At 73.0% G+C, this 22,114-nt stretch carries 29 protein-coding genes; 13 read left to right on the top strand and 16 right to left on the bottom strand.

Annotated features, from left to right (window positions below; all coding sequences use genetic code 11):
• Positions 1-33: 33 nt before the first annotated feature.
• Positions 34-429 carry an adenylyltransferase/cytidyltransferase family protein gene (locus ASG88_RS16480; protein WP_056888519.1) on the bottom strand — a complete coding sequence of 132 codons (396 nt, stop codon included), beginning with the start codon at positions 427-429 and terminating at the stop codon, positions 34-36.
• 86 nt (positions 430-515) lie between these two features.
• On the opposite strand from ASG88_RS16480, the gene ASG88_RS16475 reads away from it, so the two are divergent.
• Both ASG88_RS16475 and ASG88_RS16470 read left to right on the top strand, forming a co-directional pair.
• The gene (locus ASG88_RS16475; protein WP_056888518.1) at positions 516-1,787 is read left to right on the top strand and encodes a DUF445 domain-containing protein; all 1,272 of its coding nucleotides are present in this window, start codon (positions 516-518) and stop codon (positions 1,785-1,787) included.
• A 4-nt stretch (positions 1,788-1,791) separates the two neighbouring features.
• A complete protein-coding gene (locus tag ASG88_RS16470; RefSeq protein ID WP_056888517.1) occupies positions 1,792-2,073 on the top strand; it encodes an RNA-binding S4 domain-containing protein in 282 nt (93 codons plus the stop codon).
• A gap of 25 nt (positions 2,074-2,098) precedes the next feature.
• Here ASG88_RS16470 and ASG88_RS16465 read toward each other — a convergent pair whose 3' ends face one another.
• From ASG88_RS16465 to hisN, 3 genes are all read right to left on the bottom strand, one after another.
• Complete coding sequence (locus tag ASG88_RS16465; protein ID WP_107765253.1) at positions 2,099-2,467, bottom strand: FKBP-type peptidyl-prolyl cis-trans isomerase; 369 nt, start codon at positions 2,465-2,467, stop codon at positions 2,099-2,101.
• 22 nt (positions 2,468-2,489) lie between these two features.
• Entirely contained in the window at positions 2,490-2,921 is a 432-nt protein-coding gene (locus ASG88_RS16460; RefSeq protein ID WP_056888515.1) for a CBS domain-containing protein, read from the bottom strand.
• 82 nt (positions 2,922-3,003) lie between these two features.
• A complete protein-coding gene (hisN, locus tag ASG88_RS16455) occupies positions 3,004-3,903 on the bottom strand; it encodes a histidinol-phosphatase (protein WP_056888636.1) in 900 nt (299 codons plus the stop codon).
• Between the two features lie 41 nt (positions 3,904-3,944).
• Between hisN and ASG88_RS16450 the strand changes: the two genes are divergently transcribed.
• On the top strand, positions 3,945-4,412 hold the full coding sequence (locus ASG88_RS16450) for a DUF2231 domain-containing protein (protein WP_056888514.1): 468 nt from the start codon (positions 3,945-3,947) through the stop codon (positions 4,410-4,412).
• Positions 4,413-4,418: 6 nt separating this feature from the next.
• On the opposite strand, the gene rsgA is transcribed toward ASG88_RS16450, so the two are convergent.
• Genes rsgA through ASG88_RS24090 form a run of 4 tightly spaced genes read right to left on the bottom strand, consistent with a single transcriptional unit; the run spans position 4,419 to position 9,142 of the window.
• Entirely contained in the window at positions 4,419-5,420 is a 1,002-nt protein-coding gene (gene rsgA / locus ASG88_RS16445) for a ribosome small subunit-dependent GTPase A (protein ID WP_056888513.1), read from the bottom strand.
• Entirely contained in the window at positions 5,417-6,697 is a 1,281-nt protein-coding gene (aroA, locus tag ASG88_RS16440; protein WP_056888512.1) for a 3-phosphoshikimate 1-carboxyvinyltransferase, read from the bottom strand. Before aroA ends, rsgA begins: the two co-directional genes overlap by 4 nt.
• A gap of 20 nt (positions 6,698-6,717) precedes the next feature.
• Positions 6,718-7,248 (bottom strand): DoxX family protein, encoded by a 531-nt coding sequence (locus ASG88_RS16435; RefSeq protein ID WP_056888511.1) that lies wholly within the window; start codon positions 7,246-7,248, stop codon positions 6,718-6,720.
• Between the two features lie 52 nt (positions 7,249-7,300).
• Positions 7,301-9,142 (bottom strand): sigma-70 family RNA polymerase sigma factor, encoded by a 1,842-nt coding sequence (locus tag ASG88_RS24090; protein ID WP_162259861.1) that lies wholly within the window; start codon positions 9,140-9,142, stop codon positions 7,301-7,303.
• Between the two features lie 163 nt (positions 9,143-9,305).
• On the opposite strand from ASG88_RS24090, the gene ASG88_RS16425 reads away from it, so the two are divergent.
• The 6 genes from ASG88_RS16425 (at position 9,306) to ASG88_RS24230 (ending at position 12,739) form a co-directional block, all read left to right on the top strand.
• Positions 9,306-10,052 (top strand): hypothetical protein, encoded by a 747-nt coding sequence (locus ASG88_RS16425; RefSeq protein WP_157559787.1) that lies wholly within the window; start codon positions 9,306-9,308, stop codon positions 10,050-10,052.
• Positions 10,053-10,115: 63 nt separating this feature from the next.
• Positions 10,116-10,877: an SOS response-associated peptidase gene (locus ASG88_RS16420; RefSeq protein ID WP_056888508.1), complete on the top strand. Its 762-nt coding sequence runs from the start codon at positions 10,116-10,118 to the stop codon at positions 10,875-10,877.
• Positions 10,874-11,527: an alpha/beta family hydrolase gene (locus ASG88_RS16415; protein ID WP_321163830.1), complete on the top strand. Its 654-nt coding sequence runs from the start codon at positions 10,874-10,876 to the stop codon at positions 11,525-11,527. Before ASG88_RS16420 ends, ASG88_RS16415 begins: the two co-directional genes overlap by 4 nt.
• A 127-nt stretch (positions 11,528-11,654) precedes the next feature.
• Positions 11,655-12,299: a sigma-70 family RNA polymerase sigma factor gene (locus tag ASG88_RS16410; RefSeq protein WP_056888507.1), complete on the top strand. Its 645-nt coding sequence runs from the start codon at positions 11,655-11,657 to the stop codon at positions 12,297-12,299.
• The gene (gene rsrA, locus ASG88_RS16405; RefSeq protein ID WP_056888506.1) at positions 12,296-12,565 is read left to right on the top strand and encodes a mycothiol system anti-sigma-R factor; all 270 of its coding nucleotides are present in this window, start codon (positions 12,296-12,298) and stop codon (positions 12,563-12,565) included. Before ASG88_RS16410 ends, rsrA begins: the two co-directional genes overlap by 4 nt.
• Before the next feature lie 99 nt (positions 12,566-12,664).
• Positions 12,665-12,739, top strand: coding sequence for a 50S ribosomal protein bL37 (locus ASG88_RS24230; RefSeq protein ID WP_369759046.1), 75 nt, complete (start codon positions 12,665-12,667; stop codon positions 12,737-12,739).
• Positions 12,740-12,801: 62 nt separating this feature from the next.
• Here the strand turns inward: ASG88_RS24230 and ASG88_RS16400 are convergent, their stop codons facing one another.
• From ASG88_RS16400 to ASG88_RS16385, 4 genes are read right to left on the bottom strand one after another with little or no spacing between them, the layout of a single operon-like run.
• Positions 12,802-13,170, bottom strand: coding sequence for a thioesterase family protein (locus ASG88_RS16400; RefSeq protein WP_056888505.1), 369 nt, complete (start codon positions 13,168-13,170; stop codon positions 12,802-12,804).
• Positions 13,167-13,649: a GNAT family N-acetyltransferase gene (locus tag ASG88_RS16395; RefSeq protein WP_056888504.1), complete on the bottom strand. Its 483-nt coding sequence runs from the start codon at positions 13,647-13,649 to the stop codon at positions 13,167-13,169. Before ASG88_RS16395 ends, ASG88_RS16400 begins: the two co-directional genes overlap by 4 nt.
• Positions 13,650-13,662: 13 nt before the next feature.
• Positions 13,663-15,372 (bottom strand): acetolactate synthase, encoded by a 1,710-nt coding sequence (locus ASG88_RS16390; RefSeq protein ID WP_082600573.1) that lies wholly within the window; start codon positions 15,370-15,372, stop codon positions 13,663-13,665.
• A gap of 15 nt (positions 15,373-15,387) precedes the next feature.
• Positions 15,388-16,242, bottom strand: coding sequence for a DUF2785 domain-containing protein (locus ASG88_RS16385; RefSeq protein ID WP_056888503.1), 855 nt, complete (start codon positions 16,240-16,242; stop codon positions 15,388-15,390).
• Positions 16,243-16,310: 68 nt separating this feature from the next.
• Here ASG88_RS16385 and ASG88_RS16380 point away from each other — a divergent pair, with 68 nt between their 5' ends.
• Positions 16,311-17,780 carry a sensor histidine kinase gene (locus ASG88_RS16380; RefSeq protein WP_056888633.1) on the top strand — a complete coding sequence of 490 codons (1,470 nt, stop codon included), beginning with the start codon at positions 16,311-16,313 and terminating at the stop codon, positions 17,778-17,780.
• A 4-nt stretch (positions 17,781-17,784) separates the two neighbouring features.
• Here ASG88_RS16380 and ASG88_RS16375 read toward each other — a convergent pair whose 3' ends face one another.
• On the bottom strand, positions 17,785-18,036 hold the full coding sequence (locus ASG88_RS16375) for a WhiB family transcriptional regulator (protein WP_056888502.1): 252 nt from the start codon (positions 18,034-18,036) through the stop codon (positions 17,785-17,787).
• Positions 18,037-18,241: 205 nt separating this feature from the next.
• On the opposite strand from ASG88_RS16375, the gene ASG88_RS16370 reads away from it, so the two are divergent.
• Positions 18,242-18,622, top strand: a complete 381-nt coding sequence (locus ASG88_RS16370) for a hypothetical protein (protein WP_056888501.1) — start codon at positions 18,242-18,244, stop codon at positions 18,620-18,622.
• An 18-nt stretch (positions 18,623-18,640) separates the two neighbouring features.
• Here ASG88_RS16370 and ASG88_RS16365 read toward each other — a convergent pair whose 3' ends face one another.
• From ASG88_RS16365 to sodN, 3 genes are all read right to left on the bottom strand, one after another.
• The gene (locus tag ASG88_RS16365) at positions 18,641-19,393 is read right to left on the bottom strand and encodes an RNA polymerase sigma factor SigF (RefSeq protein ID WP_235534886.1); all 753 of its coding nucleotides are present in this window, start codon (positions 19,391-19,393) and stop codon (positions 18,641-18,643) included.
• A gap of 97 nt (positions 19,394-19,490) precedes the next feature.
• The gene (locus ASG88_RS16360; protein ID WP_056888500.1) at positions 19,491-19,925 is read right to left on the bottom strand and encodes a hypothetical protein; all 435 of its coding nucleotides are present in this window, start codon (positions 19,923-19,925) and stop codon (positions 19,491-19,493) included.
• Positions 19,926-20,043: 118 nt separating this feature from the next.
• Entirely contained in the window at positions 20,044-20,445 is a 402-nt protein-coding gene (sodN, locus tag ASG88_RS16355) for a superoxide dismutase, Ni (RefSeq protein ID WP_056888499.1), read from the bottom strand.
• Positions 20,446-20,495: 50 nt separating this feature from the next.
• On the opposite strand from sodN, the gene ASG88_RS16350 reads away from it, so the two are divergent.
• Both ASG88_RS16350 and ASG88_RS16345 read left to right on the top strand, forming a co-directional pair.
• Positions 20,496-20,888 carry a S24/S26 family peptidase gene (locus ASG88_RS16350; protein ID WP_235534885.1) on the top strand — a complete coding sequence of 131 codons (393 nt, stop codon included), beginning with the start codon at positions 20,496-20,498 and terminating at the stop codon, positions 20,886-20,888.
• Between the two features lie 19 nt (positions 20,889-20,907).
• Positions 20,908-22,083, top strand: coding sequence for an NADP-dependent malic enzyme (locus ASG88_RS16345; protein ID WP_082600572.1), 1,176 nt, complete (start codon positions 20,908-20,910; stop codon positions 22,081-22,083).
• Positions 22,084-22,114 lie beyond the last annotated feature (31 nt).

The following is a 22,114-nucleotide window of genomic DNA, read 5'->3' as shown; positions in this document are numbered from 1 at the left end:
ATTCCCGACAGGCTACAGACTCCGGGGCGGCGGTCAGAGATCGGCGATGTGCTCGATGATGGCCGTCGTCGAGATGGCGGGGGTCCGCGGGAGGTAGACGACCTCGCACACGTCGGAGAGCTCGTCGAACTTGCCGGCCCAGTCGTCGCCCATGACCAGCACGTCGGCCCGGTGCCCGAGGACGTAGTCACGCTTGAGCTCGAGGCTCTCCTCGACGAAGACCTCGTCCACGACCCGCAGGGCGGCCACGATCTCGAGGCGCTCACGCTCGCTGAAGACGGGCGCCCGGCCCTTCTTGCGCATGTTGAGCGCGTCGGCCGACACGCCGACGACGAGGCGGTCGCCGAGCGCCGCGGCCCGCTCCAGCACGCGCAGGTGCCCGACGTGGAACACGTCGAACGTGCCGAAGGTGATGACCGTGCGAGACATGGGCGTCAATGTATCCGCCGCCCTTCCGGGTGGGCGCCGGGGTGCGTCGTGTGGCCCCGTGTGGCACGGCAGGGGAGGATCGGCGCATGGCTGTCTCCACCGTGCTCCCGCTCATCACCCCCGACCCGGGTGCCGACGAGGCGCGCCGGCGGGGCCTGCGCCGGATGCGGACCGTCGCGGTGTCCCTCCTCGTCCTCGCCGCGGTCGTGTACGTCGCGACGCTCGGGCAGGACGGCTTCTGGGGGTTCGTCAACGCCGGCGCCGAGGCGTCGATGGTCGGTGCCATCGCCGACTGGTTCGCGGTGACCGCGCTCTTCAAGCACCCGCTCGGGGTGCCGATCCCGCACACCGCGCTCATCCCCAAGCGCAAGGATGAGCTGGGCAAGGGCCTCGAGGAGTTCGTGGGGGAGAACTTCCTCCAGGAGGACATCATCCGCGACCGGGTGGCCGCGGCGACCATCTCGGCACGGGTCGGGGACTGGCTCTCAGACCCGGCCAACGCCCGGCGCGTCGTCGACGAGGTCGCCGACGTCACCGCGATCGCCCTCGGCAAGGTCCGCGACGACCACATCGCCGACCTGGTGAGCAACGCCTTCGTGCCGCGCTTCCGCGAGGAGCCCATCGCGCCACTGCTCGGCTCCCTGCTGTCCGAGATGGTGCGCGACGACCTGCACCACGGCGTGGTCGACCTCTGCCTGGACGAGATGCACCGGTGGCTGGTGCACAACCCGGACACCTTCGTGGAGGTGCTCAGCGAGCGGGCCCCCTGGTGGGCACCGCCGCGGCTCAACGAGGCCGTCACCCAGCGCATCCACGTCGAGGCGGTCCGCTGGATCGAGGACATCCGCGACAACCCCGACCACCACGCCCGGGCCGCGCTGGACTCGATGCTCACCCAGCTCGGCCACGACCTGCTGGTCGACGCCGCGACCCAGGACCGGGCCGAGCGCTTCAAGGAGCGGCTGCTCGACCACCCGCAGGTGGTCACCACGGCCATCTCGCTGTGGAAGGCCATGCGGGCGGCGCTGCTCACCAGCGTCCGCGAGCGCGACGGCGCCGTGCGCCAGCGGCTGCTCGAGGAGCTCAACAGCTTCGCGGAGCGGTTGCGCACCGACGCGTCGCTGCGCGAGCGCATGGACCGGACCGCGGCCGACGTGGTCGTCTTCGGTGTCTCGCGGTACGGCGAGGAGCTCACCGCAGTCATCACCCACACCATCGAGCGGTGGGACGGCAAGGAGGCCGCCCGTCGCATCGAGCTGCACGTGGGCCGCGACCTCCAGTTCATCCGGATCAACGGCACCATCGTCGGCGGGCTCGTCGGCGTGCTGATCCACGCGATCTCGCTGCTGGTTCACTGAGCGCATGAACCAGACCCCTGCCGACCCCTCCGGACCCGTCCCCGACGGTGTCGTGGACGTCCCGATCCGCGACGAGACGATCCGGCTCGGTCAGTTCCTCAAGCTCGCCAACCTGGTCGAGAGCGGCTCCGACGCCAAGCCGGTGCTGGCCGACGGGCAGGTCACCGTCAACGGCGAGGTGGAGACCCGCCGGGGCAGGCAGCTCGTCCCCGGGGACGTCGTCACCCTGGGGCCGGCGTCCTCCAGGGTGACCACAGGGGACGCCGAGATCGACGTCCCCTGGTAGCCGTGCGGCGATCCGGTGGTCCGGGTCAGCGGACCTCGAGCAGGTCCACCACGAAGATCAGCGTCTCGCCGGGCTTGATGACGCCCCCGGCGCCGCGGTCGCCGTAGCCGAGGTGCGGCGGGATCACGATGCGCCGGCGGCCGCCGACCTTCATGCCCTGCACGCCCTCGTCCCATCCCTGGATGACCTGGCCGATGCCGAGGCGGAACTGCAGCGGGGTGCCCCGGTTGTAGGACGCGTCGAACTCCTCGCCGGACGAGTGGGCCACTCCGACGTAGTGGACCGACACCGTCGATCCACTCGTGGCCTCGGCGCCGTCACCCTCGGAGAGGTCGGTGACCTCCAGCTCGGTGGGTGCGTCTCCCATGTGCGGGTCGACGTCGGGCTTGTCCATGTCACTGCCTCTCATTCGCCTGTCAGGTCTGGTGCACGTAGTGGTCGAGCTGGTCGCGCTCGAACTCGAGCTCGTCGATGCGGTGCTTGACCACGTCACCGATGCTGATGATGCCGGTCAGCCTCCCGTCGGCCACCACCGGGAGGTGCCGGATGCGCAGCTCGGTCATCGTCTTCATGAGGTCGGTGAGGTGGTCGTCGCCGCTGCACGTCTGTACGTCGGCGGTCATGATGTCGCCGACGAGGGCGTCGAGGACGGCCGGGTCGGAGCCGAGGCGGCGTACGACGTCGCGCTCGCTGACGATGCCGTCGACGGTCTCGCCGTCGGAGCTGACGATGACGGCACCGATGTTGTGCTCGGTGAGGTGGGCGACCAGGTCACGCACCGGGGCGTCGGGACTGATCGTCACGACCCCCTGGCTCGGCTTGGCAGTGAGGATGTCGTGGATGCGCATGCGCCACCTCCGGGAGTCGCGGTTGGTGCTCGACCACGCTAGTCACTCGGGAGGCTGAGCGACAGGGGCGACGAGGGTGGGTTCAGTCCGCGACCGTGGGCGGCGTCTGCCGGGCGCGCAGGTCGTGCACCGAGCCGTGCCCCGTCGGCCGGTAGTCCGGGTCGTCGAGGTCGTCGGGGAGCGAGCCGAGGAAGGACAGGGCCGCCTCGTGGAGGTGCCCGTTGGTGGCCAGCGCGTTGCCGCCGTACGGGCCGTCGGTGCCGTCGAGGGAGGTGAACCGACCGCCGGCCTCGCGCACGATGACGTCGAGCGCCGCCATGTCGTAGAGCGCGAGCTCGGGCTCGGCGGCGATGTCGACGGTGCCCTCGGCGAGGAGCATGTAGGACCAGAAGTCCCCGTAGGCCCGGGTGCGCCAGCAGCGGCGGGTGAGGTTGACGAAGTCGGAGAGCCGGTCGCGCTCGTCCCAGCCCGACAGCGAGCTGTAGGACAACGAGGCGTCCTCGAGGCGGCGTACGTCGGAGACCTGGCACTGCGTCGCCTTGAGCAACGAGCGGCCGGTCCACGCGCCGTGGCCCTTCGACGCCCACCAGCGGCGCTGGAGCTGCGGCGCCGACACGACCCCGAGCACGACCTCGCCGTCGACCGCCAGCGCGATCAGGGTCGCCCACACGGGCACGCCGCGGACGAAGTTCTTGGTGCCGTCGATCGGGTCGACGATCCACTGCCGCTGGCTGTGCCCGGACGACCCGTGCTCCTCGCCGAGCACCGCGTCCCGCGAGCGGACCCGCGACAGGGTGCGCCGGATCCCTTCCTCGACCGCCTCGTCGGCGTCGGTCACCGGCGTGAGGTCGGGCTTGCTCATCACGTGCAGGTCCAGCGCCTTGAAGCGGGCCTGGGTCAGCGAGTCGGCGTCGTCGGCCAGGACGTGGGCCAGCCTGAGGTCGTCTGTGTAGTCCTGGTGGCCGGGTCCGGAGATGGGCATGTCCACAGGTTATTGCCAGCGTTGCGCTCTACCGTGCATCCATGGAGATCAACGGACTTCCGCTGCACCCCCTCGTCGTGCACGCCGTCGTCGTGCTCGGCCCGCTCGCCGCCCTCACCGGGCTGGCATACGCGTCCGTGCCCCGGTGGCGCTGGCTGCTCCGCTGGCCCCTCGTCGCGCTCGCCCTCGTCACCGCGGTCACGGCGGTCGTGGCCACCTCCGCGGGCGAGTCCCTGCTCGACGCGCGGCCCGAGCTGGAGCCGCTGGTGGACGAGCACGAGGACTGGGGCGAGCTGCTCCGCACGGCGTCCCTCGCGTACGCCGCCGCGGCCGCGCTGGGCGCCTGGGCGCTGGGCGGTCCGTCGGCCCTCGCCTCGGGTCGCGGGGCTCGCGACACCAATCCCGTGGTCGGCATGATCGCCACGGTGCTGATCGCCGTGGGCGCCGTGGCGCTGCTGGTGCTGGTGTTCCTCGCCGGCGACTCCGGTGCGCGGGCCGTCTGGGGCTGACGGGCCTCAGTAGTCGTCGTGGGACCGGGCGGCGAGCAGCCGCCGGAACGACTGCACCCGGTCGGGGTCGGCCTCGCCCTCGGTCACGGCCACGTCGAGGCCGCACTCGGGCTCGTCGGTGCCGTGGGTGCACCCGCGCGGGCAGTCCTCGGTCATTTCCTCGAGGTCGGGGAACGCCCCGATGAGGTCCTCCGGCTGCACGTGGGCGAGCCCGAAGGACCGGATGCCCGGGGTGTCGATGATCCACCCGTCGTCCCCCTCGTCGGTGCGGGGCAGCGCGAGCAGGTAGGCCGAGGTGGAGGTGTGCCGGCCGCGCCCGGTGACGGCGTTGACGATGCCGACGTCACGGTGCGCCGTCGGGACGAGCGCGTTGACCAGGGTCGACTTGCCGACGCCGCTGTGCCCGACGAGCACGCTGGTGTGACCGCGCAGCACCGCGCGCACCTCCTCGAGGTCGCCTCCCCGCTGGGTCACCACCCACGGCACCCCCAGGGAGCGGTAGGTCGAGAGCAGGGTCTCGGGGTCGGCGAGGTCGGCCTTGGTGAGGACGAGCAGCGGCGACATGCCCGCGTCGTACGCCGCGACGAGCGCACGGTCGATCAGCCGCGGCCGGGGCTCGGGGTCGGCGAGGGCGGTGACGACGACGAGCTGGTCGGCGTTGGAGACGATGACCCGCTCGACCGGGTCGTCGTCGTCCGCGGTGCGTCGAAGCGTGGTGGTGCGCTCGACCACCTCGACGATCCGGGACAGCGAGCCGGGGGCGCCGGAGGTGTCGCCGACGACGCGCACGCGGTCACCCACCACGACCCCCTTGCGGCCCAGGGGGCGGGACTTCATCGCCATCACGGTGGCGCCGTCGATGAGGAGGGTGAAGCGCCCGCGGTCGACGGTGACGACGACGCCGTCGACGGCGTCGTCGTAGCTGGGCCGGTCCTTGGTGCGGGGACGGGTCCGCCGCCGCGGTCGCTCGTAGTGCTCGTGGTCGTGCTCGCCGTAGCGCCCGCTCACGCCGGCCCCACGACGGAGGTCCAGAAGGGGGCGAAGTCGGGGAAGGTCTTGCTGGTGGTCTCGATGTCCTCCACCAGCACGCCGTCGACGGCGGAGCCGATGATGACCCCGGCGTGCGCCATCCGGTGGTCGGCGTAGGTGTGGAAGGTGCCGCCGTGCAGCGTCGCGGGCCGGATCGACAACCCGTCGGCGTGCTCGGTGACGTCGGCGCCCAGCGCCCCCAGCTCGGTGGCCAGGGCGGCGAGCCGGTCGGTCTCGTGGCCGCGGATGTGGCCGATGCCGCGCAGGTGCGAGGGGGAGTCGGCGAGCGCACAGAGGGCGGCGACGGCCGGGGTGAGCTCGCCGATGTCGTGCATGTCGAGGTCGATGCCGGCGATGCGGTCGCCGCCGGTCACCCGCAGGCCGGCGTCGGGTCCGGTGACGTCCTCGACGGCGCAGCCCATCCGGGTGAGCACGTCGCGCAGCGCGTCGCCGGGCTGGGTCGTGCGCGTGGGCCAGTCCCGGACGGTGACGGTGCCGCCGGTGGTGGCCGCGAGGGCCAGGAAGGGTGCGGCGTTGGACAGGTCGGGCTCGACCGCCTCGTCGATCGCCTCGACCGGGCCCGGGGCGACCGCCCACCGGTTGGCGTCGGAGTCGTCGACCTGCACGCCCCGGTCGCGGAGCATCGCGACCGTCATCTCGATGTGGGGGAGCGAGGGCACCGGCTTGCCGTCGTGGCGCACGTCGACCCCGTGCTCGTAGCGCGCCCCGGCCAGCAGCAGGGCGGAGACGAACTGGGACGAGGCGCTCGCGTCGATCACCACGGTGCCGCCCGGGACGGTGCCCGACCCGACCACGGTGAACGGCAGCGCGCCGCGCCCGCCGTCGTCCACGCGGATGCCGAGGGCGGCCAGGGCGGTCAGCACCTCGCCCACGGGACGGTTGCGCATGTGGGGGTCGCCGTCGAAGTCGATGCGGCCGGTCGCCAGCCCGGCGACGGGCGGGACGAAGCGCATCACGGTGCCGGCGAGGCCGCAGTCGACGACGGCGTCACCCACCATCGGACGCGGGGTGACCAGCCAGTCGTCGTCCCGGTCCTCCACCCCGACGCCCATGGCCCGCAGTCCGGTGGCCATGAGGAGGGTGTCGCGGGACCGCAGCGGACGTCGTACGACGCTCGGCCCGTCCGCGATCGCGGCCAGCACCAGGGCGCGGTTGGTCAACGACTTGCTGCCCGGCAGCGAGATCACGCTCGCCACCGGGCCGGTCGGACGGGGTGCGGGCCAGGAGTCGGTCACCCGCGCACCCTATCGATCGCTCAGGTGAGCTGTGCCTTGGCGAGACGGGCCTCGCGACGGGCGTCCTTGGCCAGCTGGCGCGCCTCACGCTTGGCGTCGGACGCGGCGCGGCGGGCACGCCAGGCGAGCCCGGGCTTGCCGTCGGTGTCGACGCCGGCGAGCAGCAGGCCGCCCATCATCGAGACGTTCTTGAAGAAGTGGACCTGCTGGTTGCCCTTGGCCGCGGGGTCCGACTCCTCCCAGAAGCGGTGGCCGGCCAGCGTGGTCGGCACCAGGGAGGCCGCGAGGACCGTCGAGGCCAGCCGCGGGGCACGCCCGGTGGCCAGCGCGAGCCCGGCAGCGATGTGGGTGACGGCGTTGAGGCGCACCAGCGTCACGGCGTTGGTGGGGATGGGGGCCTGGGGCACGGCCTTCTGCGCCACCGGCACGAAGCGGTCGGCGACGGGTTGGGCCTTGGCCGCCAGCGCGTCGGCGTTCTTGAGGGCGTTGATCCCGCCGACGACGAACATCGAGGCCAGCATCGGGCGTGCGATCAGTCTTGAGACGGTCATGGGTCATTCCTACACGACCCGGGCGAGCACCGGCCCACCCCACCGGAGGCGGTCAGGGCCACGGCAGGGTCTCGACCACCGTGGCCGTCGGGTCACTGGCCAGGGTCACCGTCACCACGAGTGCCGGGACCACGGCGTTGGCCCGGACCGCGTGCACGAGGAGCGGTGAGCCATCGGAGACCTTGCAGGTCAGCGTGGGTCCGTTCTCGGCACCGCACCGCGCGTCCGAAGCCGGGTCGCGGGTCATGAGGCGGCGGGCACCGCTGATCTCGACCGTGGCCGACAGGCCGGCCGGGATGCCGAGGATCCTGACCTCGATGTCTGCCTGGCTCCCGGAGACGCTCGACCCCTCGAGGGAGATGCCGAAGACGGGCACGGGGTCAGGATCCGGCACCGGGTCGGGGTCGGGCACGGGGTCAGGATCCGGGACGGGGTCAGGGTCCGGCACCGGGTCGGGGTCAGGCACGGGGTCGGGATCCGGGACCGGGTCGGGCGCCGGGACCGGGTCGGGCGCCGGCGGCGACGGGTCGGCGGTGGGCGGCGGGACGAGGGTGGGCGGTGCGGTCGGGACGCCACCGGTCGTGGGCTCGGTCGTCGGGACCGCGGTGGATGTGGTGTCCACGGTCGGCCCCGGATCCCGCGTCGGGCCGGAGGTGGTGACGGGGTCGCGCGTCGGTGCGGTGGTCGGCCCCGCCGTGGCCGGTGGGTCCTCGGTGGGAGGGGAGACGGGTGGGGTGGTGGGCGCCGCCGACGTGGGCACCGTGACGGGGGCCGTGGCGGTCACCGGGACCGCGCCGTCGACCGGCGTGGTGGGCCCGGCACCGTCTGCGCCGTCGGAGCCGGGGGCCGGCGCCGTGCGCTGCCCGGTGCCGGCAGCGGCGTCGGTCGGGGAGTCCGTGCCAGCGGCAGCGGGACCGCCGGGGAGCCCGGCACCGGCGACCTCGCCGGAGACGATCGCCGGGGGTTGCGAGTCCTGCCACACGAGGAACCCGCCGCCGCCCAGCGCCACCGCCGTGGTGACCCCCGCGACCGCGACGGCCTGCGAGTTGGCGGCGACCACGTCGCGGACGCGGCCGAGCACCCCGGCCGCGCCGACGGGGGCCGCGATCCCGGTGGCCGCCGAGGCGTATGCCGCGCCGACACCGCCCAGCAGCAGCGGGGCGAGGATGGCGCCGAGGTTGGAGTTGACCTCGCTGAGCTCGAGGTAGATCGCCGCGCAGCTGCGGCAGTGGCCGAGGTGGTCCTCGACCTTGCCGGCGTCGCGTCGCGAGATGCCGTTGCGGATGTAGGCGCCGAGGTGGTCCCGCGTCCACTGGCAGCTCTCGTCGTCGAGCTCGGAGGCGTGCTCGTTGAGGTAGGCCTGGCGCAGCCCCTCACGCGCCCGGTAGGCGAGCGCGGACACCGAGTTGGCGCTCATCCCCAGCAGCACGGCGACGTCGGCGGGCTTCTGGCCCTCCACCTCGGTGTGCCACAGGACCAGCTGCCACCGCTCGGGCAGCGACGAGAACGCCCGGGCGGCGGTCGCGCTCTCGAAGCCCTCGACGGCCGTGTCGCGGAACGGGACGCCGGGGTCGAACATCTCCATGTCGTCGGTCGTGTGCAGGCGCGACGTCGCGCGCAGGCGGTCGACGCGCAGGCGGCGTACGGCGGTGAGCAGGTAGGCGCGGAAGGCGACGTCGGGACCGCCACCGCGCTGCAGGACCTGCAGCACCTTGACGAACGCCTCGGACACCAGGTCCTCCACGTCACCGGCGGAGACGAGCTGGCGGGCGAGCCGCCGGGCGGCCCCGACGTGGCGCTCGAAGAGCTGTCCGTAGGCGTCAGTGTCCCCGCCTCGGACGGACGCGATGAGCTCGGCGTCGCCCGGGGCCTCCACCTGCGTCGTCGTGCTCATGGTGACCACACCGTTTCGGGGGGCTGAACGTGACGCCACTGTAGGCCCCGTCCGGGCCGGTGGTGCAGACATTTCACCTATTCGGCGTCATGCCTCCCGTCGGCCGCCGTCCAACCCCCGTACGACGAACACGCAAGGACCGTCATCAGCAAGGGGGAGCACCGTGGGACTGTTCGCACTGCGCGCGCGGCGTCCCACGGCCGGTCCCGGGACGAGTGGGTTGCTGTCACCCGGTGTGCAGATGGGGCTGCCACGCCGGTTCGAGGCAGTGGCGGAGGCACTCGTCTCGGGATCGGATCCCTGCGACGCCTGCTCGGTGGTCGGTCGGGACCTGGCCCTCGACGGCTCCTCGCTCGAGGACACCATGGCCGGGCTGCGCCAGACGTGGCGGGCCCTGGAGGGCTGCGACCCGTCGTACGACGCCACCTCGGCGCTGCTGGTCGGCTGGAGCGAGGCGGCCCTGTCCTACTTCCACGCCTTGTCGTGCGAGGACCCGATGACCGGGCTGGCGACGCGGGTGCACGTGCGCAGCCGGCTCGGCGACCTCTATCGCCAGCACGGCGCCACCGACGTCAACACGGCCTGGGCGCTCGTGGTGTGCGAGCTGACCGGCGAGGCCCCGGCCGGCGGGGAGCTCGACGCCGGGCACCGGCTCGCCCGGTCCCTGCGGCTCTCCCGCGTGGGCGAGGCGGCCCGGACGGTCTTCGCCGGGGGCGAGACCGTCGGCCGGCTGGCGCCGCACCGGGTGGTCGTCGTGGCGAGCCGCGGTGATCGGCTGGGCACCCGGGTGCGCCTGCTGCGGTCCCTGGTCGCCGGACTGACCGACGACCCGCCGCGGGTGTGGATCGAAGGCCTGCCGGCCACCGACCTTGCTGCCTCGCAGCTGCTCGACGAGCTCGCCCGGGGCTGACCCGGGCACGCCCGGGCGGGTCGACGCGGCCCGGACGTCCGTCCCGGTCACTACGCTGGGGCCATGTGCGGACGGTATGCCTCGTCGCGACGCCCCGAGGACCTCATCGAGGAGTTCGAGGTCGTCGCCGACCGCACGCCCGCTCCGCTGGCGGCCGACTACAACGTCGCGCCGACCAAGGAGGTCTACGCAGTCGTCGAGCGGCCGCCCACCAAGGACAGCCCCGATCCCCCGGAGCGGCAGCTGCGCACGCTCACGTGGGGACTCGTGCCGTCCTGGGCCAAGGACCCCTCGATCGGCAACCGGATGATCAACGCACGGATGGAGACGGTGGCCGACAAGCCGGCGTACAAACGGGCCTTCGCGGTGCGCCGGTGCCTGCTGCCGGCCGACGGCTACTTCGAGTGGTACCCCACCGCCCGCACGACGAAGGCCGGCAAGCCGGTCAAGCAGCCCTTCTTCATCCGGCCCGCCGACGGCGGGGTGCTGGCGATGGCCGGCCTCTACGAGATCTGGCGGGACCCGACGCTGGCCGAGGACGACCCGGGCCGCTTCCGCTGGACCTGCACGGTGCTCACCACGCAGGCCGAGGACTCGCTGGGGCACATCCACGACCGGATGCCCCTGATGGTCGAGCGCGACCGGTGGCCGCAGTGGCTCGATCCCCGCGTCGGCGGTGAGCTGTCCCTCCTGGTCCCGGCGGCTCCCGGCAGCCTCGAGGCCTACCCCGTCTCCGCCGCCGTCGGCAACGTCCGCAACAACGGCCCCGAGCTGGTCGAGCCGCTGCCGCTCGAGGACGTCCCCCTCGAGGGGGCGCCGTCGTGATCACACCGACCGTCCGGTCCGTCGAGACCCCCCACGGCGAGGCTCGCCTGCACGTACGCCGCGCGCACCGGCCGATCGCCACGCTGCTGCTGAGCCACGGGGCCGGCGGGGGCGTCGAGGCCCGCGACCTGGTCGCCCTCGCCGCGGCGCTCCCCGCACAGGGCATCAGCGTCCTGCTCCTCGAGCAGCCCTGGCGGGTGGCGGGGCGCAAGATCGCCACGCCGCCGGCCTCGCTCGACGCCGGCCTGCGCGCGGGCGCCGCCGCGGTGCGGTCCCGCACCCCCCTCGTGGTCGGCGGCCGGTCCGCGGGGGCACGGTCGGCCGCCCGGTGCGCCAGCTCCCTCGGTGCCGTCGGCTGCCTGGCCCTCTCCTTCCCCCTCCACCCGCCCGGGCGGCCGGAGAAGTCGCGGGCCGACGAGCTCGCCGGCGCCGGCGTGCCGGTCCTCGTGGTGCAGGGGGAGCGCGACCCGATGGGTCGGCCCGAGGAGTTCCCGGCCGACCTGCCGGACCTCGACATGGCGGTCGTCCCGGCCGCCGACCACGGTCTCAAGGTCCCCGCCCGCGCCCCCCTCAGCCAGGACGAGGCGATGGAGATCGTGGTCGAGTCCACGCTGGAGTGGCTGGTGCGCGAGGTCGTCGGGAGCCGGTAGCGGGAATCAGCGGCCAGTCCGTCGTGTTGAGACGTTCGTGATCGCCACAGTCCAGCGTCCGGCCCCCAGCCGTCCGACCCGACGCTCGAGCCTCGGTCCAGCCGAGACCGCAGTAGTCTGGGAGACGATGACCGAATCACTCCAGACCGGCGGGGATCCCGCGGTCGACCTCGAGACCGAGACCGCGGACGAGCGCGCCCTGCGCTTCGAGCGCGACGCCCTGCCCCTCCTCGACCAGCTGTACGGCGCTGCGATGCGGATGACCCGCAACCCCGCCGACGCCGAGGACCTGGTGCAGGAGACGTTCGCCAAGGCCTACTCCGCGTTCCACCAGTTCAAGCCCGGCACCAACCTCAAGGCCTGGCTCTACCGCATCCTGACCAACACCTACATCAACACCTACCGCAAGAAGCAGCGCGAGCCCCAGCAGTCGATGGCCGAGGACGTCGAGGACTGGCAGCTCGCCCGGGCCGAGTCCCACAGCTCGACCGGCCTCAAGTCGGCCGAGATGGAGGCCCTCGAGCACCTGCCCGACTCGCAGGTCAAGGACGCCCTCCAGCGGCTGCCCGAGGAGTTCCGGCTCGCGGTCTACCTCGCCGACGTCGAGGGATTCCCCTACAAGGAGATCGCCGAGATCATGAACACCCCCATCGGCACCGTGATGTCCCGGCTCCACCGGGGTCGCCGCCAGCTGCGCGACATGCTGGCCGACCACGTGCGGGCCCACGACCTGCTGCCGACGGGCACCACCGGCGGGAGGAGCGACTCGTGAGCGAGCACGGACACAGCAACGAGGACTGCGCCGACTACCTCGAGCGCATCGTCTACTTCCTCGACAACGAGCTCGACGAGGCCGACTGCTCGGCGGTGCGGGTGCACCTCGACGAGTGCGGTCCCTGCCTGGAGAAGTACGACCTCCAGCGCACGGTCAAGGCCGTCGTCGCCCGATCGTGCTCCTCGGAGTCGGCCCCCGACTCGCTGCGCGCCCGGGTCAGGGTCCAGATCCGCGAGGTCCAGATCCGCATCTCCGAGGGCTGAGCCGGGGGGCTGATTGGCCCCGCTGCCCGGCTTTTGAGAGGATGCTCGGAGCCCTGTACGGGGCACCCGTCAGGGCAACACGATTTCTGGAGGACCATCATGGGCAAGACCGGTCGCAAGCGCCGCGCTCGCAAGAAGAAGGGCGCCAACCACGGAAAGCGCCCCAACGCCTGAGCGTTGAGACACCGAGCCCCTGGCCATTGGCCGGGGGCTCGCTGCATTTCAGGCTGGGGCCGTCAGAGGCGGGAGAGGAACCGCTCGGCGTCGACGACCACCCGGGTGACCTCGCCGGCGGCGACCACCTTGCCGGTCCCGAGGTCCCGGGCGCTCACGGTGAACCGGCGCAGCCGCCCGTCGGCGTACGACGTCGTGGCAGCGACCTCGACCCGGGCGCCGACCGCGCTCGCGGCGAGGTGCTCGAGCTGGACGCGGGTGCCGACGCTGGTCTCGCCCTCCGCGAGGTCCGCCTCCACGGCCGCGCAGGTGGCGGCCTCGCACCAGGCGAGCAGCCGTGGGGTGCCGAGCACCGGCAGCGAGCCGCTGCCGACGGCCAGGGCGGTGTCGTCCTCGCCGACGGTGAAGGTCAGGGTGGCGGATCCGGTCACGGGAGCTCCTTGGCGAAGGCGATGAGGTGGACACCCGGGACCGGGTCCCAGTCGCGCGACGGGTCGCGGCGGTAGCCGAGCCGGGTGTAGATGCGGTGCGCGTGCGTCATGTCCGGCAGCGACGAGAGCACCATCGCCGTCGCCCCGTGCTCGCGGGCCCGCTCCTCGCACAGCGCGGCGAGGGCGGCCCCCGCCCCGCGGCCCCGGGCGGCCGGCGCGACGGCGAGCATCCGGAACTCGCCCTCGTGCTCGCCGGCCAGCTCCCGCCACGGGGAGCCGGGCGGGCAGCAGGTGACGCAGCCGAGCAGCTCGCCGTCCTCGACCGCGACCCACAGCTCGCCCTGCGCGTCGCGCGACACCGCGTCGCGCAGCCGCTCGACGTAGGGGTCGCCGGGGCCGAGGGTGAAGTCGGCGTACGCCGCCACGGTGAGCTCGCCGACGGCGGCGAGCTCGTCGGGACGGGCACGCCTCAGCTCCATCCCCGGCACCGGCTCAGATGCCGAAGGTGCTGCGCGGGTAGGCCGCTTCGACGTCGGTGATGACGTTGACGAGGTAGGGCACGCCCGCGGCGTACGCCCGGTCGAGGGCCGGACCGATCTGCTTCGGGTCGGTCACCGTCTCGCCGGCGCCGCCGAGGGCGCTGACGACCTGGTCGTACGCCGTGCGCTGGGCGAGGTCGGCCACCACGTCGTAGCCGTAGAGCATCTGCATCGGGCCCTTCTCGAGCCCCCAGGCGGAGTTGTTGCCCATCAGCATCACGACGGGCAGGTCGTGGCGGACCAGGGTGTCGACGTCCATCAGCGAGAAGCCGGCGGCGCCGTCGCCGAGGAGCAGGGTGACCTGGGCGGAGGGACGGGCCAGACGAGCCGCGATGGCAGCGCCGAGCCCGGCGCCGAGGCAGCCGTAGGGGCCCGGGTCGAGCCAGCCGCCGGGCCGCTTGGGCTCGACGAACTTGCCGGCGAAGCTGACGAAGTCGCCGCCGTCGCCGATCACGACCGAGTCGTCCGCGAGGCGGGGGACCAGCTCGCCGTAGATGCGCGCCGGGTGGATGGGATCGGCCTCGGCGGTGAGCATCTCGCTGTCGCGCGCGACCGTCGCCCGGACCACGTCGGCGAGCTCGGAGGCCCACGTCGACCAGTCGCCGCGGCGTCCGCGCTGCACGGGCTCCAGCAGCCCGTCGAAGACGGACGAGAGGTCGCCGGCCACCGAGGCGGCGAGCGTGGCGTGCGGGGAGAGCTGGCCGGGGGAGTCGGCGACGTGCACGACCCGGGCCGGCGTGGCGCCGTCCTTGCCGCCGAAGACGCCGTAGCCGAGGCGGAAGTCGAGCGGCGTGCCGACGACCACGACCAGGTCGGCGCCGTTGATGGCCGCCCCGCGGGCCTTGGTGACGAGCAGCGGGTGCCCGCCGGGCACGATGCCGCGACCCATGCCGTTGGTGATCGTGGGGATGCCCAGGGCCTCCACGAAGCGCAGCGCAGCCTCCTCGGCCCGGTCGGCCCAGACGTCGGTGCCGAGGATCAGCAGCGGCCGCGTGGCCGCGGCGAGCGCCGTGGCCACGGCCGCGAGGTCGTCGCCGTCGGGCTCCAGCCGGGGCGCCGGGGCGCCGGCGGAGGCCGGGCCGGTCGAGGAGCTGAAGAACTCGTCCATCGGGATGTCGACGAAGACCGGCCCGCGGTGCGGCGAGCGCGCCACGGTGAAGGCGTCGTCCATCCCGGTCGCGACCTCGGCGGCGGTGTGCAGCGTGCGGGCCTGCTTGGTGATGGAGTCGACGATCGGCAGGTGGTCGATCTCCTGGAGGGCGCCGGAGCCCCACCGGTTGGCCGGGGCGCGTCCGCCGACCACGACCATGGGGGAGCCGTTGAACTGGGCCTGGGCCATCGCAGAGACGCCGTTGGTGACGCCGGGACCGGCGGTGAGCACGGCCAGGCCGGGCACCCGGGTCAGCTTGCCGGTCGCCTCCGCCGCGAACGCCGCCGTCTGCTCGTGGCGCACGTCCAGCAGGCGCATCGGCGGCTCGGCCTTGACCGCGCCGTCGTACATCGGGAAGACGTGGGCGCCGGAGAGGGTGAACATCGTCTCCACGCCGTGGGCCCGGGCGGCGGCCACCGCCAGCTCGCCGCTGTGCCCGGCGATCTCGTCGCCCGGCTGGTGGGCCCCCCGTCCGGCGGCGGGCGTCTCGGTGGCTGTGGTCTCGTCGCTCATGGAGCGCAGGCTAGTTCACGCGGGGTGGTGCGGACCGAGATAGTGCGGGTTGGTCGCGCGGAGCACCTCGACGAGCACCAGGATGAGGTCGGGGCGCACCTGCGGCGGGTCGGCGGCCAGACTGAGCTGGAGGTAGAGCGCTCGCAGGAACGCCTGGGGGTTGCCGCTGTCGAGGAACGGGTCGCGGTCCTGGGTGCTGCCCAGCGACGAGGCCGCGGCGGCGATCCGGTTGATCCACGGCTCGAGCACCTTGAGGCTCACGACGTTGCGCCGCAGCACCTGCATCGTGGCCAGCGCCATCCGGTCGGGCTCCCCACAGGTCAGCAGCCCGGTGCCGGGGGCGAGCAGCCGGTCGGCCAGCACGTCGAGGAGCACGGTCAGCTCGTTGGCGGCGAGGTGCGGGGAGGTGGCCAGCACCCCGATCGCGTCGGCGCCGTGGGCCACGGTGTGCGCCCAGCCCTTGGTGGGCACGTAGCCGCGGGTGTCGCGCTCCCGGAGGTACCACGTCGCGATCTGGTCGCCCCACTGGAGGACCTTGCCGGAGGTCAGGAGGTGCTGCCCGGTGCCGCGCTCGAGGCACTCGGCCAGCACGAGCACCGAGAAGGCCCGGCGGAACACCGAGTCGGTGCCGTCCTCGCCGAGGCCGACGGTGAGGCCCGCGGCCATCCCGTCGCCCAGCCCGACCAGCAGGTCGTCGTAGACGCCGCGGTCGACCCACGTCGCGAGCGCGGGATAGGCGATGCCGTCGCGCTGCTCGGGATCGGGGGACCCCAGCATCGCGGTCAGCTCTGCCGTGAGGTCGTCGAGGGGGCGGTCGGAGGGGACCTCGAGGCCTTGCTTCACGACGCTCTGCCAGTAGCCGGTGGGCATGCGGGCCATCCTGCCAGCCGCCTCCGACGACGGCGAACCGGCCCGGCCCCGGCACCTAGGCTGTGCCCGTGCCGTCCCTCCAGGAGCTCGCCCGAGCCCACACCGACCTCGACGACGCCGACGTCGCCTGGCTCTACCGGCTCATGGCGGACTGGCAGATCATCGCGGACCTGTCCTTCGCCGACCTCGTCCTCTGGCTGCCCGACCGGGACGGGCGCGGGTTCTGGGCGGGCGGCCAGATGCGCCCGACCACCGGTCCCACCGCGCTCACCGACGACGTCCTGGGGACCTTCATCCCGGCGGGGCGGCGCCGCATGCTCGACGAGGCGCACGCGACCGGGCGGCTGGTGCGCGAGGGTGACCCGGAGTGGCGCGACGACGTGCCGGTGCGGGTCGAGGTCATCCCCGTGCGCCGCGGCGACCGGGTCATCGCCCTGGTCGCCCGCAACACCAACCTCCTGGGCGTCCGCACCCCGAGCCGCCTCGAGCTGTCCTACCTCCAGACCGCCGCCGAGCTGACCCAGATGATCGCCGGCGGGTGGTTCCCCCAGGAGGGCCAGCGCAGCGACCACGCCGACTCCCCGCGGGTCGGCGACGGCTTCATCCGCCTCGACGACGCCGGCCGGGTCGTCTACGCCAGTCCCAACGCGCTGTCGGTCTACCGCCGCCTGGGGCTCAGCGGGGACCTCACCCACCTCGTGCTGGCCGACCTGACCCGCGAGCTGGTGCCGCCGCGACGCCGCCCCGACGAGGAGACCCTCAGCGTCGTGCTCTCCGGGCGCGCCGACCGGGACACCGAGGTCGGCACCGACCAGGTCAGCCTCATCCTGCGCAGCATCCCGCTGCGGCCGACGGGGGAGCGGATCGGGGCGCTGGTGCTGCTCCGTGACGTGACCGACCTGCGGCGGCGCGACCGCGAGCTGGTCACCAAGGACGCCACGATCCGCGAGATCCACCACCGGGTGAAGAACAACCTGCAGACCGTGGCCGCACTGCTCCGGCTCCAGGCGCGTCGGATCCAGCAGCCCGAGGCGCGGGCCGCGCTGGAGGAGGCCGTACGCCGCGTCGGCTCGATCGCGATCGTCCACGAGACCCTGAGCCAGGCGGTCGAGGAGCACGTCGACTTCGACGAGATCGCCGACCGCCTCGGCCGCATGGTGACCGACGTCGCGGTCGTCGGGGCCGCCGTCCGCGTCGTACGCCGTGGCAGCTTCGGCGTCCTGGCCTCCGAGACGGCCACGCCGCTGGCGATGGTCATCACCGAGGCGCTCCAGAACGCCGTGGAGCACGGCTACCCCGACCCGGCCTCGGCGCGCGAGGGGACCATCGAGCTGGAGGCCGTCACGGCGCCGGGACGCCTGGTGGTGACGATCTCCGACGACGGCCGCGGGCTGCCCGAGGGCTTCGACCTCGCCGCGTCGACCAGCCTGGGCCTGTCCATCGTCCGGACCCTCGTCGAGTCCGAGCTGGGAGGCACCCTGGAGATGGGGCCTGCGGTCGGCGGCGGGACCCGGGTGCGGATCGAGCTGCCGGCCTAGGCCATCAGGCCGTGCGGATGCGGGCGCGGGCGTTGCGGCGCTTCAGCGCGCGACGCTCGTCCTCGCTGAGGCCGCCCCAGACGCCGTGGTCCTGACCAGCCTCGAGCGCCCAGGCGAGGCACTGGTCGCGCACCTCGCAGCGACGGCACACCTGCTTGGCCTCCTCGATCTGGAGGATGGCAGGACCGGTGTTGCCGATCGGGAAGAACAGCTCCGGATCCTCGTCGAGGCAAGCTGAACGGCTGCGCCAATCCATGGCAGGGGGTTCCTCTTTCTTCACGCGTGTGGCTGTGTGCGGGCAGTCAGCGGAGCCCGGGCGCTCGGGGAAGTGCCCACCTGTGGGCACCACGAAGTGAACTCCTCCGTGAGCGCACCCCCCAGACTGGCAAGAGTTGGGGCCCAACACAACCCCCTGCATGGTCGCTTCCGTCACAACAGGGGTCGCCACCTAGGCTGTCGGGGTGACGCAGCGCCCCGCCAGCCCCGCCCCGCTCGTGACCTCGGCGTCGCTCGCCGCGCTCGAGGGCGTCGTGATCCTCCTGCTGGCGGTCCTCGAGATCGCCTCCCTGACCGGCGGCCGGCTCACCATGGGGCTGACCACCACGCTGTTCTTCGCGGCGTACGGCGGGCTGCTGCTGGTCTGCGCGTGGGCGATCACCCACGGCGGGGCCTGGGCCCGCGGACCCATCCTGCTGGCCCAGCTCATCCAGCTCGGCCTCGCGTGGAACCTCCGCGGCGGTGAGACCACGCTGGTCGCCGTGGTGATCGGGATCGTCGCGCTGGTCGCCATCGCCGGCATCGTGCACCCGCAGAGCATCGAGGCGCTCGAGTCGCAGCGCTGAGCGGCCCGCTCGGCCGGGCTACTCCGCCTCGAGCGAGGTGCGGAGCTGGGTGAGCGTCTTGGTGAGCAGGCGGGACACGTGCATCTGCGAGACCCCGATCTCCTCGGCGATCTGGGACTGCGTCATGTTCTTGAAGAAGCGCAGCAGCAGGATGCGCTTCTCCCGGGCACCGAGGCCCTCGAGCAGTGGCTTGATCGACTCGCGGATCTCGACGTGCTCGAGGCCCTCGTCGTCGACCCCGAGGGTGTCCAGCATGCTCGGCGGTCCGTCGTCGGAGCTGTCGGACGCGTCGAGGGACAAGGTGGAGTAGGCGTTGCTCGACTCCATCCCCTCGATGATCTCCTCGACGGTGCAGCCGATGGCCTCGGCCAGCTCGCGGGGCGTGGGGGAGCGGCCGAGCTTCTGGGTCAGCTCCGCCGTCGCCGTGCCGATCTGCATGCGCAGCTCCTGCAGGCGGCGCGGGACCCGGATGGCCCAGCCCTTGTCGCGGAAGTAACGCTTGATCTCGCCGATGATCGTGGGCGTCGCGTACGTCGAGAACTCGACGCCGCGGTCGGTCTCGAAGCGGTCGACGGCCTTGATCAGCCCGATGGTGCCCACCTGCACGAGGTCCTCGTGCGGCTCCCCGCGGTTGCGGAAGCGGCGTGCGCAGTGCTCGACCAGCGGCAGGTGCAGGTGCACCAGGCCGTCGCGGGCCGTGGCGCGGGACGCGTGCGACGCGTCGTGGTCGCGCATCTCGCGGAACAGCTCCGCGCTGCGTGCACGCGTCACCTCGACGCGCGTCGGTGCGCTGCTGGTCGGCGCGATGTCCGTCGGTCCAGTGGTGTCCCCGTCCACCGCACCGTCCCCCGTGGTGTCGTGAGTCATCTCAGCGGTCGGCGCCCGCCGTGTCGTCGGCCGTCCCGGTGGCCCCCACCTGGGTCGACATCGTGAAGCGCACCGCGAACACGCCGCCGGCGGACTCCACCGCGGCCTCGGAGGCCAGCGTGTCGAGGACCTGCCAGGCGAAGCTGTCGTAGTCCGGCTGGGGGTCGTCGCTCGCCCGGGTCTCGACCTGCACCGTCATGGTCCCGGCTCCGAGGTGGAAGCGGCAGGTCAGGTCGGCCCCGGGGTCGGCCTCGGGGAGCACCAGCGCCAGGGCCTCGCCGACGGCGATCCGCAGCTCCTCGATGTCGTCCATGGTGAAGTCGAGGCGGGCGGCCAACCCGGCCGTGGTCGTCCGGAGCACGGAGGCGTAGGCGCCGTCGGCGGGCAGCCGGAGCTCGACGTCGGCCCGGCCGTCGGGATTGTCGTGACTGGCCATCAGCGTGGGGGTCCCGTCCTGGGGTCGAGGGCTGGGGGGTGGAGACACACTAACGGGGCCCACGGCCACGGATGTGGCGATGGGCCCCGCTGTGAGGATCAAGAAGGACTGAGCTTGCTCAGGCCTTCTTGGTCTCCCAGAAGATCTCGGCGATCTCGTCGATCTTGGCGAGCAGCTCGTCGGCCTTGGCCGCGTCGAGCTCACCCTTGGTGCCCGAGGCGCCGGCCAGCTTGGTGGCCTCGTTGACCAGCGTGTGCAGCTGGGGGTACTTCTCGAAGTGCGGGGGCTTGAAGTAGTCGGTCCACAGGACCCACAGGTGGTGCTTGACGAGCTCCGAGCGCTGCTCCTTGATCAGGATCGCGCGGGTGCGGAAGTCGGGGTCGTCGTTGTCGGCGACCTTGCCGATCAGTGCCTTGATCGACTCGGCCTCGATGCGGGCCTGGGCGGGGTCGTAGACGCCGCACGGCAGGTCGCAGTGCGCCGAGACCTCGACGGTACGGGCAAAGAGCTGGGGGAGCATCGCAGTCCTCTCGAAGGGTGTGAGGTCGGTTCGCTGCGACACTACTCCGCGTGAGGACACCCCGGAACGCGGGTCTCGCCCGTGCGGGTGAGGCGCTGACAGGCCTGCTCGGCGGCGTGATGGGGATGGTCGTCGTACGCGGCCGCTCCATGGAGCCGACGCTGCGCGAGGGGGACCGGCTGCTCGTGCGGTACGCCGCCGTGCCCGGTGTCGGCGCGCTGGTGGTGGCCCGATTCGCCGACGGCACGCTAGCCGTCAAGCGGGCCGCGGAGCGCCGGGAGCTGCGCACCGGGGATCCCGGGTGGTGGCTGCTCTCCGACAACCCGGCGCAGGGAGTGGACTCCCGCCACCGCGGTCCGGTGGCCGACGCCGACGTGCGCGGCGTCGTGCTGGCCCGGGTGTGGCCCTCCCCACGGTTGGGACGGCACCTGACGCCTCGCTGAGCTGTGCCAGTATCGCGGCATGGAACCGCAGCACCCGCACGCCGGCGATCCCGTCTTCGACCTCCACGTGGGCGGCAAGATGGAAACCGTGTCCACGGTCGCCCTCACCGGGCGCGAGGAGCTCTCGCTGGCCTACACGCCGGGCGTGGCCCGGGTCTGCGAGGCGATCGCGGCGGACCCCTCGATGACCCAGCACTACACTTGGGTCCCCAACGTCGTCGCCATCGTCACCGACGGCACCGCCGTGCTGGGCCTGGGCGACATCGGTCCGGCCGCCGCGATGCCGGTGATGGAGGGCAAGGCGGTCCTCTTCAAGCAGTTCGGTGGCGTGGACGCCGTCCCGATCTGCCTCGACACCACCGACGTCGAGGAGATCATCGAGACCGTGGCCCGGCTCGCGCCGAGCTTCGGCGGGATCAACCTCGAGGACATCTCGGCCCCCCGCTGCTTCGAGATCGAGGACCGCCTCAAGGCGATGCTCGACATCCCCGTCTTCCACGACGACCAGCACGGCACCGCGGTGGTCGTGCTGGCCGCCCTCAAGAACGCCCTGCGCCTCACCGGTCGCACCGCCGAGGGCACCCGCGTGGTGATCTCCGGTGCCGGTGCCGCGGGCGTGGCCGTGGCCCGCATCCTGCTGGAGGCCGGCGTCGAGGACCTGGCCGTCATCGACCGCCAGGGGGTGCTCAACTCCCGGCGCTCGGACCTCACCCCCGTCAAGGCGGCCCTGGCCCGCGACACCGCCGACAAGTTCGGCCGCAGCGGCAGCCTGGCCGACGCGATGGCCGGCGCGGACGTCTACATCGGCGTCTCGGGCGGATCGGTGCCCGAGGAGATCGTCGCGAGCATGGCGCCCGACGCGATCATCTTCGGACTGGCCAACCCCACGCCCGAGGTGCACCCCGACCTCGCCCACAAGTACGCCCGCGTCGTGGCCACCGGTCGCTCGGACTACCCCAACCAGATCAACAACGTGCTGGCGTTCCCGGGCATCTTCCGCGGTGCCTTTGACGTGCACGCCACGGCGATCACCGAGGGGATGAAGCTCGCCGCCGCCCACGCGCTCGCGGACCTGGTCGGCGACGACCTGACCGAGGAGCTGGTCATCCCGTCGCCGTTCGACCCGCGCGTGCCCGGGGCCGTCCGCGAGGCCGTCGCCACGGCCGCCCGCCGCGACGGGGTCGCGCGCCGCTGAGCGGTCCTCGCCTCGCTCCCTACCCTGAGCG

The sequence above is a fragment of the Nocardioides sp. Soil777 genome (assembly GCF_001428425.1).
Taxonomy (GTDB): Bacteria; Actinomycetota; Actinomycetes; order Propionibacteriales; family Nocardioidaceae; genus Nocardioides; species Nocardioides terrigena.
This window is presented reverse-complemented; position numbering and strand designations above follow the sequence as displayed.

What these genes read in the sequence shown, in the direction of transcription:
- ASG88_RS16345 (WP_082600572.1), top strand. Translation starts at nt 20,908, where the DNA reads ATGGAACCGCAGCACCCGCACGCCGGCGATCCCGTCTTCGACCTCCAC.
- ASG88_RS16390 (WP_082600573.1), bottom strand. Translation starts at nt 15,372, where the DNA reads ATGAGCGACGAGACCACAGCCACCGAGACGCCCGCCGCCGGACGGGGG.
- ASG88_RS16420 (WP_056888508.1), top strand. Translation starts at nt 10,116, where the DNA reads ATGTGCGGACGGTATGCCTCGTCGCGACGCCCCGAGGACCTCATCGAG.
- ASG88_RS16410 (WP_056888507.1), top strand. Translation starts at nt 11,655, where the DNA reads ATGACCGAATCACTCCAGACCGGCGGGGATCCCGCGGTCGACCTCGAG.
- ASG88_RS16385 (WP_056888503.1), bottom strand. Translation starts at nt 16,242, where the DNA reads ATGCCCACCGGCTACTGGCAGAGCGTCGTGAAGCAAGGCCTCGAGGTC.
- ASG88_RS16450 (WP_056888514.1), top strand. Translation starts at nt 3,945, where the DNA reads ATGGAGATCAACGGACTTCCGCTGCACCCCCTCGTCGTGCACGCCGTC.
- ASG88_RS24090 (WP_162259861.1), bottom strand. Translation starts at nt 9,142, where the DNA reads ATGAGCACGACGACGCAGGTGGAGGCCCCGGGCGACGCCGAGCTCATC.
- ASG88_RS16395 (WP_056888504.1), bottom strand. Translation starts at nt 13,649, where the DNA reads ATGGAGCTGAGGCGTGCCCGTCCCGACGAGCTCGCCGCCGTCGGCGAG.
- hisN (WP_056888636.1), bottom strand. Translation starts at nt 3,903, where the DNA reads ATGCCCATCTCCGGACCCGGCCACCAGGACTACACAGACGACCTCAGG.
- ASG88_RS16435 (WP_056888511.1), bottom strand. Translation starts at nt 7,248, where the DNA reads ATGACCGTCTCAAGACTGATCGCACGCCCGATGCTGGCCTCGATGTTC.
- sodN (WP_056888499.1), bottom strand. Translation starts at nt 20,445, where the DNA reads ATGCTCCCCCAGCTCTTTGCCCGTACCGTCGAGGTCTCGGCGCACTGC.
- ASG88_RS16470 (WP_056888517.1), top strand. Translation starts at nt 1,792, where the DNA reads ATGAACCAGACCCCTGCCGACCCCTCCGGACCCGTCCCCGACGGTGTC.
- ASG88_RS16360 (WP_056888500.1), bottom strand. Translation starts at nt 19,925, where the DNA reads ATGGCCAGTCACGACAATCCCGACGGCCGGGCCGACGTCGAGCTCCGG.
- ASG88_RS16475 (WP_056888518.1), top strand. Translation starts at nt 516, where the DNA reads ATGGCTGTCTCCACCGTGCTCCCGCTCATCACCCCCGACCCGGGTGCC.
- ASG88_RS16375 (WP_056888502.1), bottom strand. Translation starts at nt 18,036, where the DNA reads ATGGATTGGCGCAGCCGTTCAGCTTGCCTCGACGAGGATCCGGAGCTG.
- ASG88_RS16465 (WP_107765253.1), bottom strand. Translation starts at nt 2,467, where the DNA reads ATGGACAAGCCCGACGTCGACCCGCACATGGGAGACGCACCCACCGAG.
- ASG88_RS16460 (WP_056888515.1), bottom strand. Translation starts at nt 2,921, where the DNA reads ATGCGCATCCACGACATCCTCACTGCCAAGCCGAGCCAGGGGGTCGTG.
- ASG88_RS16480 (WP_056888519.1), bottom strand. Translation starts at nt 429, where the DNA reads ATGTCTCGCACGGTCATCACCTTCGGCACGTTCGACGTGTTCCACGTC.